Source organism: Brevundimonas nasdae, from assembly GCF_016654005.1.
Classification (GTDB): Bacteria; Pseudomonadota; Alphaproteobacteria; order Caulobacterales; family Caulobacteraceae; genus Brevundimonas; species Brevundimonas nasdae.
Genome location: NZ_JAEPWN010000004.1, coordinates 1 through 13,612 on the forward strand (window position 1 = coordinate 1; position 13,612 = coordinate 13,612).

Consider the following 13,612-nt stretch of genomic DNA (forward strand, 5'->3'; position numbering starts at 1 on the left):
ACGACACTACCGTTTGCCGCGGGATGGAGCAGCCCGGTAGCTCGTCAGGCTCATAACCTGAAGGTCGTAGGTTCAAATCCTACTCCCGCACCCAAACAACCAAAACGCCCTCGCAGAAATGCGAAGGCGTTTTGCTGTCTGACGTATGCAGACTCGTGCGTCTATCCGCGTGACAGCGAGCGGCGAGGCAGGCGGCGCCACCGCGGAAGAGTGGTGCAATCCGATTTGAGCTGCGGATGACGCAGTATGTGCCGCCGGGTTATGTCTTGTCACCGACGGGCCCATGATGGAAAGCGAGGCATTAGAGATGAGCGAATGCCCATCTCCGCCGGTTCCGCAGCTTGCCTATGAAGTCGTGGGTCAGCGAAGCGTCAGCAGGTTTGGGTCGATGAACTGACGCAGCATGCCTGGACCTTCGAGGTAAGCGCCAAGCCATGAGCCGCCGCCGCCATTGTACCACTCCACGCGGATGGGGTGTTTCCCGGCGGCCAGTTCGATTTCGCCGCTGACTGTCACCACGCCATGGTCTCCGTCATTGTCGACGACAGTTGCGCCGTCGATGTAAAGCTTGCTGCCGTCGTCGGAAGCCAGCGAGAATTTGTAGGTTCCGTCAGCTGGGATGTGGATGAAGCCTTCAAACGCAACGGCGATGTTGTCGCCACGCGGGACCTTCAGGCCATCAATGCTGAACTCGTAGGCCTTGCCTGAGTCTGCGGGTTGAAGTCGGGAAAAATCGGGCAGGCGCACAGGGCCGTCAGGCAGAAGATAGACATTGTAGTTCAGGCCATGCGTCGTTTCGGCGGCTCGGTCGAGAACCCTGAACAGGCCTGTGCTCGGAACGCTGGCGGGCTGTCCGTCGACGAACAGGACGACGCGGACGATTGTGCTGCGCTCGATGTCTACGGGCCGGATGTAGAGCGTGGATGCGATCGTAGGGATCGAACCGTCGAGCGTATAGCGAAGCTCCCCTAAAGGGTTCGGATTGCGCAGGCTCATCTGGGCGCGCTGGCCGACGAACAGGCCGCCTGCAGGAGAATTGCCGTGGCCGACCGGCTCGATCACTGGAGCGGCGTAGAAACTGCTGACTCGATAAGTCTGTTCGGGGGCTGCTTCACCTTTGAGGATCTGTCGGATCGGGCGTCCCAGCCACGCATAGGGCGTCTTCAGGCCGAGCAGCCATGCTGCCGTGGCTGTGGTGTCGAACGTGTTGATGGGCAGATCGACTTCGCCGGGGTTGATGTTCTTTCCATAGACGATCCAAGGGATTTCCAGTTCGGGCATGGTTTCGCCGCCATGGCCCTTGCCGACGCCGCCGTGGTCTGCGGTCACCAGAATGACGCTGTCGTCCATCATCCCGGCCTCGATCAGGGTCTGACGGATTTGCCCTATCAACACGTCGGCCTTGGCGACGGCGTCATAATAGGACTGCGTGCCGTGACCATCGACGTGTCCGGCGTGATCGACATTGTCCAGATGGATGAACAGGAATTGGGGGCGTTTCGCCTTGATGTAGTCAATGGCCAATCTGGCCGTTTCACCTTCGTCCTGACCGTGGATGTCATAGTCGACGAAGCGGCGATCATAGAGGCTTGAGAAGCCTTCCCAATGGTAGATGGAGCCGACTTCCCATTCCGGATGCTGGTCGTGGATGATCTGGAAAATAGACGGGAAAAAGCCGCCTGAACCGGTGACCGAGGTGGTGATGCTGGCCGCTCCGACCCACCAGTCATTGTTGTTCACGCCATGTTGTTCGGGGCCGACGCCATTGATGATGGAGGCCCAGTTGGCGGCGCTGGATGTCGGCATGACGCCACGGGCATGCATGCTCCAACTGCCGTTCGCCATCATGTCGTGCAGGGTGGGAGCTTGGGCTTTCAGCACGCCGTCCGTGCTGAGGCCGTCGACGCCGATGATGATGACGTGGCGGACCTCTTGGGCTGAGACCGCGTTGGGCGTGGCGACGTTGGTCAGAACGGCGAAGAAGGTGGCCAGCAGGGCGAAGTTTCGGATCAGTTTGGTCAAGACGCGCTCCATGAAACGGCGGATCGATCCAGAATCCTGTTTCGGTCTGGTCTATCGAATTTGCCACAAGAGTTGGTATGTACCAATATAAACGGTCCAGATCGGCGAAGCTTTCATGAATAGGCCTTGGCGATTGCGTGACATCGCGATCCGCTGGCTTGCACGGCGTTGTCAGATATTGGGACTGCGTCAGCCGTCGGGCGAGCCCCCCTGTGGAGCGCGCATTCCCGAATTTCCTCACCCCCATCAGTTTGGCATCGCGATCTTCAGAGTTTCACCGACTGCTCCTGCTCACGATCTGTCACCAAGTTGAAGCAAAATTGGTCTAGTCCAGTCTTGTCGCTAAACCCTGACGAGCCTGACAGTGCGATCCTTGGTGCAGAAAATACGTGACCCGAACACGGTCGCCTTTGCGGTGTTCGCAGGCCTGGCGGGGTTCTGCGCCTATTTCTCGATGTACGCCTTTCGCAAGCCGTTCTCGGCGGCGACATTCGACGGGGTTCAGGGTTGGGACTTCGTGCTCGACTACAAGGTCGCCTTGGTCATCGCCCAGGTCATCGGCTACGCCCTGTCCAAGTGGATCGGCGTCAAGGTGATCGCAGAGGCGGACGGACGCGGACGCGGCCGGGCCATACTGATGCTGATCGGCGCGTCCTGGCTGGCGCTGGTCGCCTTCGCGCTGATCCCCGCGCCGTGGAATGTGGCGGCCTTGTTCCTTAACGGCCTGCCGCTGGGCCTGATCTGGGGTCTGGTCTTCGCCTATATGGAGGGACGGCGCGCATCCGACGTGCTGGGCGCTGTGCTGTGCGCCAGCTTCATCCTGTCGTCAGGCGTGGTGAAGGCGGTCGGCAAGCTGTTGCTGCAGGCAGGGGTCAGCGATCTGTGGATGCCTGCAGCGGCGGGGGCGGTATTCATGCCGTTGCTGTTGGTTTCAGTCTGGGGGCTGTCGCTGTTGCCCGGCCCCAGCGCCGAGGATGAGCGCGAGCGGGTGCGCCGTGCGCCGATGAACCGCGACGAGCGCAGGCGGTTTCTGGCCGATTACGGTCTGGGGCTGGGGGCGTTGATCGCCGCCTATGTCCTGTTCACCGCCTTTCGCGATTTCCGCGACAACTTCTCGGCCGAGGTCTGGGAGGCGGTCGGCTATGGCGATGCGGCGGGCGTCTTCGCGGCCAGCGAACTGCCGGTGGCGGTCATCGTCCTGGTCGTGTTGGGCAGTCTGATCCTGATCCGCGACAACCGGCGCGCCCTTATGGTCATGCATGGAGTAGTGATTGCGGGCGCTGCTCTGATCGGCCTGTCGACCCTGGCGTTTCAGGCGGGGCTGGTGTCGGCTCTGGTGTGGATGATCCTGAGCGGGGCAGGGCTGTACATGGCCTACACCCCCTTCAACGCCATGCTGTTCGACCGGATGTTGGCGGCGACGCAGCGGGTCGGGACGGCGGGCTTTTTGATCTATGTAGCGGACGCCTCGGGCTATGTCGGTAGCGTCGCCCTGCTGCTGTATCGAACCTTTGCGGCCCCGCAGTTGAATTGGCTGCAGTTCTTCATCGGATCAGCCTATGCGGCGGCGGCGGCCAGCCTGCTGCTGACGTTGGCGTCAGGCTTCTATTTCGCGCGCAAGCTGGCGGGCGATCGGCGGGATCGGGCCAAGATCCAGATTTCACAAACGGCAGCCGATACTGCGGCGCCCTGAACCTTCGCCGTCAGGGCGCGACGTCCAGATCGACCTTCACGCGCAGGGCGTCGTGGCGCCAGTATTCGTGGTCGTATTCGACAATGCGTCCGCCAGCGTCGAAACTGGCGCGCACGACCAGCAGGCCCGGCGTGCCCGACTTGACGCCCAGGGCCTCGGCCTCTTCCTGGATCAGGGCGCAGGGCTGCATCTCGACCCGGTTGCGCGTCACCGCCAGCCGATAGCGGCTCTTGAGTATCTGCGTCAGGGAGCCGTTCAAGTCATGCGTCAGCAGGTCCGGCGCCCGCTTGGCCTCGACATAGATGCGCTCGACCAGCACCGGGCGCCCGTCGATCAGACGCCGGCGCCGGATCAGGTGCACCGCCGCCCCCAACGGCAGACCCATGGCCTTGGCCACGCCGTCCTGCGCCTCGACCGATGTGGTGGACAGGGTCTCGGTGCCGGGCTGGCGGCCCTGTTCGGCGACATAGGTCATGAACCCGGCCCAGCGGGTCGGATCATAGGTCACAGGTTCCGGCGAGACGTACCAGCCGCTGCGGTCGCGGCGATAGATCATCCCCTCGGATTCCAGTTGGAACAGGGCTTCGCGGATCGTGCCGCGCGCCACGCCCAGTCCGTCCTGCAACTGGCGCTCTGACGGCAGTTTGCCGCCGGGTTTCAGCACTCCGCTGTGGATTTGGCGGGCGATCTGGTCGCGCGCCACCAGATAGCGCCCGCGGTCGCCGACGGGGGTTTCAGATGGTGCGGTCCACCAGGCAGGCGCAGAGGCGTCGGACATGAAGGCTCGTCGTCAGAAGTCGATGAAGCCTTATCGCGGGTTCGCGCGCCTGCGTCGATCCTCTGCGCTGCCCGCAAAGAAAACGGCGGCGGCCCTTTCGGACCGCCGCCGCTGGTGAACAGGCCTAAGCTATAGTCTCAGTAGCTGTAGCTCATGCGGAACAAGAAGGTCCGGCCCGGCTCCATGTAATCCTTCATGTAGCTGGGGCTTTCGCCCTTTGTCGTATAGTAGCGGTGACCGTCCAGGATGTTCTGCACGTCGAAATCGACGGCCAGCCTGTCGTTGACGTTGTAGCGCGAGTGGAAGTCCAGCGTCTTGGTCGGCTGCACCCATTTGTCGATGGCGTTGTCACGCAGGTCTTCGACGTACTGGCCTTGATAGTTGTAGGACAGGCGGGCCTCGAAACCGTATTTCTGATAGGTCAGCGAGGCGTTGTACATCAGGTCTGGCGCCCCGACGAAAGAGATCTTGCGACCCTTGCGATAGTCCAGGCCCGTCTCGCCCTCGCTGGTCTGCAGCGTCAGATTACCCTCGAAGCCGAAGCCGTCGAACGGCGCCGCCATGCCGTCGAAGCTCTTGATGAAGTTGAACTCGACCCCGGTGATATTGGCGGTGTCGCCGTTCTTGGGCTGGGTGATTTCGATGAAGCCGTTGGACGTGGTGGCGTCCACCTGGCTGCCGTTGGTGAAGATGAAGTTGTCGATCTTCTTGTAGAACAGGCCTGCCGACAGGACGCTGCTGCGGTCGGGATAAAACTCGGCCGACATGTCCAGGTTCAGGGCTTCCGCAGGCTTCAGGTCCGGGTTGCCGCGGCTGATGGCGATGATCTCCTTGGTCACCGGATTGCGCGTCACCGACTGTCCGCCCGAGATATAGCCGTACTCGGGGCGCGAGAAGCTGGTCCAGGCGGCGGCGCGGTAAACCCACTGGTCGTTAGGGCGGTAGGTCGCCGTCACACTGGGCAGGAACACGCCGTAGTCGGCGTTGCTGGCGTCAAAGCCGCTGGCGTCGCCGTCGTCGGACCAGAAGGTGTTCTTGACGTCGGTCTGCTCGTAGCGACCACCCGCGATCACCTGCAAATCGCCCCAGCGCAACTGGGCCAGGGCATAGGCGGCATAGATGCTCTCCTGGCCCTGCTTGTCGTCCTGGCTCAGACGTTCATAGGGCATGGTGACCGGGTTGGCGGCCTCGGCGGCGCGGATGGCGGCGATCACCCGTTCACGGCTGAACACGGCGCCGTAATAGTAGCGGCCGCCCAGGATGCGATCGACCTCGCGCTCGATCAGGCCGGACCCGGCCAGGGACTTGCCGTCCAGCGGCGTGCCGGCGAAGTCGCCGTCCCAGATGGGGGTGCTGTCGTACTCCCGCTTGGACTGCAGGTATTTGGCCCCAACGCGGATCAACTCCAGCGGACCTTGGGCGACCTGATAGCGGGCGTCGATCTTCAAGGCCACGCGCTCGTCCTTCTGGCGCGAGCGGCTGTGGCCAGCCCCGTCCAGAGGCAGCAGGGACGGATCGCGCTCCACATGGGCGGCGAAGGCCGGAAGCTGCGGCGTGGGGAAACGGCCGTCGTAGGAGGACCACAGCAGGCCTGTGGCGTTCAGCGGCCAGGCGCAGGCGTCGCAGTTGTAACCGACCGAATAGTCGTCGGGGTTCTCACGCTCGCCGAAACTGTAGCTGAGGTCATAGCTCAGTTCGAGCGCGTTGAACCGGCTGACGCCGCCCAGATTGACGGTGGCCAGGGTCTGGTTCTGGTCCGAGATGTCCATGTTGCGCGAGAACTGGAACCGCTGTGGATCCCACACGCCCGAACGGCCGTGCAGCGACCAGTAGGAGTTGCGGGTGCGGTCGGCGTCCGTAATGCGGCCGTCGCCGTCGGCGTCGACGATCTGGCCGGGCGTATAGCCATAGATGGCGCCCAGGACCGGGTCGTAGCCGATGATCATCTTTTCCGGCGCGGACAGGCTGCGGTCCTCGTCATTCACCTGCACCAGGCGCAGGGACGGACGGCTGCGGTAGTCGGTCCAGTCATTGGTCGAGACGCGTTCGAACCGGTTGTACTGGCCGCGCAGATAGAGGTCGTGATCGACGCCGCGATAGTCGAGCGACAGGTTGCCGCCATAGCGTTTCTGTTCGTTGCGGCGATAGTCCAGGTCGATCCCCGGCAGGTACATCGAGCGTTCGTCGACTGCTTCCTCGCCGTTCTTGCGCCAGATGTAAGGCTCCCATTCGCCGTCGTTTTCGGTCTCCTCGGTGACCCCGTGCGAACGGCCGTAGTTGACCGAGGCGAAGACGCCGAACCGGTCGTCCTTCAGGCGACGACCGAAGTCGGCCTGAACCAGATAATTGTCGGAAGCCTCGCCTTGATCACGGGCGCGGTCGTTGGCGCCGTAGCTGGCGAACATCCGCGCCACCGGACCCTTGAAGTCGAAGGCGTTGGGGGTGCGGAAGTCAACGGAGCCGCCGATGGCGTCGCCGTCCATATCCGGCGTCAGGGTCTTGGACACCGTGATCGCCTGCAGGCCGTTGGGCGGCAGAACCGTCATGGACATCTGGCGGCTGTCGGTGTCGGTCAGGGCGACGCGCACGCCGTTGATCGAATAGGCGTTGAAGGTGCCCGCGAAGCCGCGGACGGTGACATATTCGCCCTCGCCCGTGTCCTGATTGACGATGACATTGATGCCCGGCAGGCGCGCCAGGGCGTCGGCGACATTGGCGTCAGGCAGCTTGCCCATGTCGTCCGCCGACAGGACATTGACCACCCCATCGGCGCGGCGCTGGGCCGAGATGGCGTTGGCGGTGCCCAGGCGCTGGCCCGTGACCAGAACTTCATCGACCGTCTGGGCCTGGTCGTCGTCAGCGACGGCGGCGAAGGTCGCGCCTGAAACGCCCCAGATCAGGGCCAGGACGCTGACGCCCGCGATCAGTTTCGCCGTGCGCAGTGCGACGGCGTCGGAATGTAACGACATTGGTGATCCCCACCCGGATTCCAGAAATCTTGTCCGTGGGGCGTGCGCTGCTCGCGCCGCCCCGTCCGCAGCAGCGGACGAAGGCGGGGTAGCCTTAAGCTAATCTGGTGTAAACCAGTTGGATGGCGCTACACAAAACATTCACAGTATAGGATATGGCATATATCTGTATTGTCGTCAGGTGCCGGAACGATTTGCCAATTTACCTGGCTGCCGCATGCAGTATTTCAACGTAGTGATGGATATCGGGCGTCACCATGCCCGGCTGCTTGCCCGCATCGTCATAGCGCCTCAGCCGGATCGCCTCCTTGAAAAAGGGGTGAGCCTCGAAAGCCTGGCATTCCGCCGCATCGAACGGCCCGCCCTGCAGGCCCAGGCTCAGCGCAGAGGCGCCGCTCAGATCCTCGAGATAGCCTGGCTCGACCGCGCACAGATAACGTTTGGCCGCGACGTGCAGAAAGATGGGCGCGGTCACGTCTTCTGAAAACCATTGAGAAAGAAATACTTCACCCAGCCGTTCATGGGCGGCGTCAAGACCGTGCGCCTCGGCGGCGTCTCCCGCCCCCTCCAGAAACTGCCCTACGTCATGCAGCAGCGCCGCCGCAATCATGGCCGGAGCCTCGCCGGCGTCCTCCGCCAGCTTTGCGCATTGCAGCATGTGTTCGCGCTGATTGACATGCTCGCCATAGCGGTTGTCGCCGTGGCGGTCGAAAAGGTCGGTGATCTGCTTCACAGGCATAGCCCTCGCCGTTGAACAGAGGTCGCAAACGGCTAATCAGTTGTTGTGAGGTGTTTCGGCGTTCGTCTAGTCATCAAACAGTCATGATGAACCAATATTGGTCTAGACCACAAAGTCGCCTTCAGCAAGACCACGGACAGATTGTCATGAACCGCACCCTCGTCGCCGTCCTGCTGGCCTCGGCCTGCCTGATCCCCAGCCTGACCCAGACGGCGCAGGCTCAGTCGTGGGACTTCACCCCCCGTTATGATCTGCCGCGCAACGCGGGACCGGCGCGAGAGAAGACGACGGCGTCCGTCTCCACCCTGGCGCCCGCGCCGACGCCGCTGCGGTTCAACGGCATGACCTCGACCGACAGCCGCACCCTGCAGGCGACCTTCGACCCTGCGCGTGATTTCACCGTTGAACTGTGGATGCTGGACCATATGAACCGGCCGGTCGGCGCCGTCGTGTCGCCAGCGGGATCATCAGGCCGCTCGTCCTGGCTGTTGGGCTACACCGACGGCCAGGCGGCGTTCGGCCCGGCGGGCACGGCCATGTCCAAGGTCGCCGACTACAAGGACGAATGGCGTCACGTGGTCGGCGTGCGTCAGGGCGACGCCTGGCGGCTCTATTCCAACGGCGCCCTGGTCGCCACGACCACCGCGCGCCTGAGCCGTTCGTCGGCCGCCCCGCTGGAGCTGACGACCTTCCTTGAAGCCGAACCCTATATGAGCCTGCCGGACCTGGTGCGGGGCGCCGCCCTGTACAACCGCGCGCTCAGCGCCGCAGAGGTTCAGGCCGCCTTCACTGCACGCACCACAATGGTGGACGAAGGACGCCTGAACGCAGAGACGCTGCACTTCACACAGCCGCCCTACCTGAACGCGCCGACGACGCAGGACATTCAACTGTCGTGGGAGACGGACCGCCCGGCGCATTTCACCGTGGCCTGGGGCGAGACCGAGGCTCAGATGCGCCGCATCGACGTGCCCGCCGCTGAGGACGGCCGTCTGGGCGGGGCGACCCTGGACGGACTGAAGGCCGACACCCCCTATTTCTACCGCGTCACGGCGTCGACCGAAGATGGGAAGGTGCTGGATTCCGGCCTGTTGTCTTTCGGCTCGGCGCCCCTGCCGGGCGCGCCCTTCGTCATCGCCGTCTCGGCGGACACCGAGGCCCGCCCCTTCGTCAACAACCGCATGAGCCAGCTGATCTGGGAGGAGCGCCCGAACCTTCTGCTGCTGGCCGGAGACCTGACCGACGAGGGCTCCATCGACCGCCGCTATCAATGGACGCACGAGTATTTCGTCGGCATGGGCGGCCTGTTCGGGCGGGTGCCGGTGATCGCCGCCCCCGGCAACGGCGAGGGCGAGCAGCACTGGTTCCGCCACTATCACCGCCAGCCCGGCGAGGAAGGCTATTTCAGCCACCGCTACGGCGACGTGGAGTTCTTCATCCTGGACAGCAATCTGGAGGACCGCGAACGTCGCAGCCCCGGCTTCCGCGCGCGCCAGGCCGCCTGGCTGGATCAGGCGCTGGCCCGTTCCACCGCCCGCTGGAAGATCGCCATGCATCACCACGACCTGTTCACTAGCGATGATGACGACTACGGCGACAGCTGGCGCGACCGCTCGACCAACGGCGACGAGACGATGCGGGGCGAGTTCGCCTCGATCTATGAACGGCATGGAGTCGATCTGGTGATCTATGGCCACCTGCACGCCTATGAGCGGACGTGGCCCATGCGCCAGGGCGCGGTCGATCTGGAGCGCGGCGTCACCTATCTGCAGGTCGGCGGCATGGGCGGCAATCCCGAAGACTTCGCCCCCAACAAGCCCGCCTTCAGCGCCAAGACCGCCCGCACCCACCACTATGTCATGCTGCGCAGCGCCGGCGACCGGATCGATATCGAGATGGTCGATATCGAAGGCCGCACACGCGACCGTTTTGCCCTGACGAAGTGATCGGGAGCAGTCTCCTGACGCTTGTAAGCGCCGCAATCGAAAGTTGAGCGCGATGTCCGCAAGCGGCGGGCGGCGCCTGAACCTCACAGCGACATGTCGTGGGCTGAGCTACAGTCAAAACGCCGAAGAGTGCGCCACGTAGCGAGGCCTCTTTGCGCAGGGCCTCGCTACACGCTGTAGACGATTCCTTAGAACCGCCATTCCACGGCGGCGCCGATGCGGCGGAAGGCGGCGTCGGGCAGGATTTGGGATGTGCCGCCCGTGTCGAAGTAGCTGGGGAAGATGACGGCGGCGAAGCGCTGATCAAACAGGTTGCGCACAAACAGGCTGAGGCGGATGCGGTCGTCGGGGTCACTGATGCCGACGGTTCCGTTCACAAGGGAATAGCCCTTCTGCAGGGTGTCTGGATTGCCAACACCATAATAAACGCTGGACCGGTATGACCAGTCGGCGTTCACGAACAGGCGCGCGCCGGACAATGAGCGCTCGTAAGATGTTGCGAGGCTGGTCGACCATTCGGGCGCAGCGATCAGGCGATGGCCTTTGGCGTCGAAGGTCGGCCCAGGGAAGGTGCAGCCTTGCGCGGCTGTCTGGCCTGCGTAGCAGGAGGGGAAATAGTTCGTGTATTCGGCGTCGAGGTAGGTGGCGCCAGCGGATATGCTCCATCCGCTGGTCGGGCGAATGACGCCCTCAAGCTCCACGCCCTGGGTGCGTAGTCCTCCGGCGTTGCCGGTGCGGAAGGCGCCGATGGGCGGGATGGTCGGATCGAAGACCTGAGCCTGGAAGTTGGTGAAGTCGTTGTAGAAGACAGCCGCGTTGACGCTGAGGCGACGCCCCAGGAAGTCGCCTTTCACGCCGGCCTCATAGGCTTCGACTGTCTCCGGATCGACCGGGAAGACATTGGCGTTGATTGCGCTGATCGCGGGTCCCTTGTAGCCGCGCGAGGCGGAAATATAGACATTGGCGCGATCCGTAAGCCGGTGCTGGAGCACCGCACGTCCGGACCATCCCTCTTCGGAGCGTGAAGCACCTTCAGAGTAAGGCAGCGGGCGGGGCTGGCAGACACGCCCGCCGGTCAAGGCGTAGCTGACATTACAGACGCCCGGAATCGCTGACACGCTGGCCGTATTGTCGATCTCGTCACGAGTGTATCGTCCGCCGACGATCAGGTCGAACCGGTCGGTGAGGTGCAACGTGCCTTGTGCGAAGGCGGCGATGCTCTTGCTGTTCACCTCATAGGTGACCAGTCCGCCAACCGTGCCGATCAGGATGGGCGAAGCGTTGGGCAGATACCCCAGAGTTCCGTATTGGGCGTTCCCTGCGCTGATTTCCTGCTGATAATAATAGAGGCCCGCAACATAATCGAACCTGCGTTCGCCGTTAGATGCGATGCGTAGTTCTTGAGTGAATTGATGCGCGTCGAGAGTGGCGAGGTTGTTGTCGTAGACACGCAGAGGCGTGCTGTCGACTTCCAGATTGCTGTTCTGCCGCACGTCGCGATAGGCGGTCACGGAGGTGATCGTTGCGCCGCCCAGCTCATAGTCGATAGTGACCTGACCGCCAAAACTGTCGGTCCGGCTGTAGTTGTGCGCGCCTATGCCGGTTGCACGGTTCTCAGGGCCGGGCCTTATGCCCAGCGCCGTCAACTGATCACGCACAAACCCGTTTCCAGCCGCAGGCGCGTTCGCCCCGCCGCCGAATGACCGGATCGTCCAGACGCCGGGATCACCCTGCGTGTCCTGATAATCTGCGATGGCATAGACCGACAGGTGGTCCGTCACGTTCCATAGCAGCTTGGCGTTGAGGTTGTAGCTTCGTTGATCTTCGATCGAGCCAGGACCGCGAACCTGCAGCGGCGTGTCGCTGGATTGGCGCCCGGCGCGCAAACGCAGCGCCGCGCTCTCACCTACGGGCAGATTGACGATTGCATGAGCCTGAAGTTGGTCGCGCTGGCCGTATTGCACACGACCTTCGGTGCTGTACTCGCCCAGTATAGGACGGCGCGTGGTGACCGAGATCAGGCCTGCGGTGGTGTTTTTGCCGAAGAGCAGCCCCTGCGGACCGCGCAGCACCTCGACCCGTTCGACGTCCGCCAAACTGTTCAACGGGGTATAGCGCGGCAGGGTCAGGTTGACGTCATCGACCGCCAGACCGACCGCAGACTCCACGGAATAATCGAAGCTGTTGCTGGCCACGCCGCGAACCGAAAAAGACGGTGTCTGCGGGACAGGTGTGAACTGTACGCTGGGCGCGCGTTGAGTGATGTCAGACAGGCTGGACGCGCCGGTTTCACGCAGGGATTGGCCGCTGACGACTGTAATGGCGATCGGCACATCCCTTAGGTTTTCGCTGCGACGCTGGGCGGTCACAACCACTTCGTCGACCGTTGACACCTGTGTTGCGCTGTCTGGCGACACGGCCTGGGCGTTAGCCGCACCGGCGATGATGAGCGCGATGACGCTCGTGCTTGTGCAAGTCGTCCAATGACGCATTTGGTTTCCCTCCCATGGCGGGGCTTGTTCGCCCTGTCGCTCTTGCCAGGCACCCTTCCGTCAAACTAACATTCAGTCAAGAACGAAAGTTATTGCTTTGGGGAGGCGCGGGTGAAGTTGAAAGTCGACTTCCACGGTTCGACTGATCGCCTTAGTCTGACGGGGCGGAACGCCCGATGCGGCGACTTCCTCAAACCAGAAAACAGAGCATCCCTTGACTGCAGCCACCCCACCGAAAACTCGCCGCAGGCAGGTCGACCGTACAGCGGAGACACGCAGCGCGCTGATCGAGGCGGCCATCCGCGTCATCTATCGCGACGGCTATGGCGGGGCGAGCACGGCGGTGATCGCAGAAGAGGCAGGCGTCAGCCGCGGCGCCATCCTGCATCACTTCGGCACGCGCGCGCAGCTGATGGCGGACGTGATAACCGAGGTCTATGCGCAGGAGCATCGGGACTATCAGTTGCTGGAGGCGCAAGGCTACGATGGAATGCGTGTGTGGGACTGGCCGGAAATGCTGTGGCAGGTCTTGCGCAAACCTTCGGGCGTAGCGGTTCTGGAAATCCTGCAGGCGGCCCGCAGCGATCAGGAACTGGCCACTCTGGTCGCCCCGGCGCAGAGCCGTATCGAGGAAATCGCGACAGCTGGAATGCTGGAACGGTTTCCAAATGTGGACAAAGCCGAGAGCCTGTCCGCAATGCGTCTGTTCGTTTGGGCTGTACGTGGCCTGTCCATCGCGCAGGTTCTGGCGCCCGAACCGCGTTCGATCGAATCGTCGGTTCTCTTCTTCCGCCGCATCGTGGAAGCCGCCGTCGAATCCGGCCTGGTGCTGACGGTCAAAACGTCTTCGAGCCCTGCGCCAAAAGCCTGATTGACGGCTGCGTTCAGCAGCTGGCCGCAGAATTTCTCACAACACGACACCGCGCTCCGCACGCTGTGCAGCGAAGGTCGGCACACCTGACCGGGCGCTGCG

The 13,612-nt window shown here is 63.1% G+C and carries 8 protein-coding genes and 1 tRNA gene; 4 read left to right on the forward strand and 5 right to left on the reverse strand.

What is annotated here, in order from left to right; all coding sequences use genetic code 11:
• The first annotated feature begins 17 nt into the window (after positions 1–17).
• Positions 18–94: transfer RNA gene (locus tag JKF87_RS07340), tRNA-Met, on the forward strand.
• Between the two features lie 266 nt (positions 95–360).
• On the opposite strand, the gene JKF87_RS07345 is transcribed toward JKF87_RS07340, so the two are convergent.
• On the reverse strand, positions 361–2,022 hold the full coding sequence (locus JKF87_RS07345) for an alkaline phosphatase family protein (protein ID WP_236261201.1): 1,662 nt from the start codon (positions 2,020–2,022) through the stop codon (positions 361–363).
• Between the two features lie 364 nt (positions 2,023–2,386).
• Between JKF87_RS07345 and JKF87_RS07350 the strand changes: the two genes are divergently transcribed.
• Entirely contained in the window at positions 2,387–3,715 is a 1,329-nt protein-coding gene (locus tag JKF87_RS07350; RefSeq protein WP_307417730.1) for a DUF5690 family protein, read from the forward strand.
• 10 nt (positions 3,716–3,725) lie between these two features.
• On the opposite strand, the gene JKF87_RS07355 is transcribed toward JKF87_RS07350, so the two are convergent.
• The 3 genes from JKF87_RS07355 to JKF87_RS07365 form a co-directional block, all read right to left on the reverse strand.
• On the reverse strand, positions 3,726–4,493 hold the full coding sequence (locus tag JKF87_RS07355) for a UTRA domain-containing protein (RefSeq protein WP_201098936.1): 768 nt from the start codon (positions 4,491–4,493) through the stop codon (positions 3,726–3,728).
• Positions 4,494–4,630: 137 nt separating this feature from the next.
• On the reverse strand, positions 4,631–7,462 hold the full coding sequence (locus JKF87_RS07360) for a TonB-dependent receptor (RefSeq protein ID WP_201098938.1): 2,832 nt from the start codon (positions 7,460–7,462) through the stop codon (positions 4,631–4,633).
• Between the two features lie 202 nt (positions 7,463–7,664).
• On the reverse strand, positions 7,665–8,195 hold the full coding sequence (locus tag JKF87_RS07365) for a phosphonate degradation HD-domain oxygenase (protein WP_201098940.1): 531 nt from the start codon (positions 8,193–8,195) through the stop codon (positions 7,665–7,667).
• Between the two features lie 152 nt (positions 8,196–8,347).
• Between JKF87_RS07365 and JKF87_RS07370 the strand changes: the two genes are divergently transcribed.
• Entirely contained in the window at positions 8,348–10,147 is a 1,800-nt protein-coding gene (locus tag JKF87_RS07370) for a metallophosphoesterase (RefSeq protein ID WP_201098942.1), read from the forward strand.
• A gap of 188 nt (positions 10,148–10,335) precedes the next feature.
• On the opposite strand, the gene JKF87_RS07375 is transcribed toward JKF87_RS07370, so the two are convergent.
• Positions 10,336–12,516, reverse strand: a complete 2,181-nt coding sequence (locus tag JKF87_RS07375; protein ID WP_201098952.1) for a TonB-dependent receptor — start codon at positions 12,514–12,516, stop codon at positions 10,336–10,338.
• Between the two features lie 337 nt (positions 12,517–12,853).
• Here JKF87_RS07375 and JKF87_RS07380 point away from each other — a divergent pair, with 337 nt between their 5' ends.
• Positions 12,854–13,510 carry a TetR/AcrR family transcriptional regulator gene (locus JKF87_RS07380; protein WP_201098954.1) on the forward strand — a complete coding sequence of 219 codons (657 nt, stop codon included), beginning with the start codon at positions 12,854–12,856 and terminating at the stop codon, positions 13,508–13,510.
• The last annotated feature ends 102 nt before the right edge of the window (positions 13,511–13,612 follow it).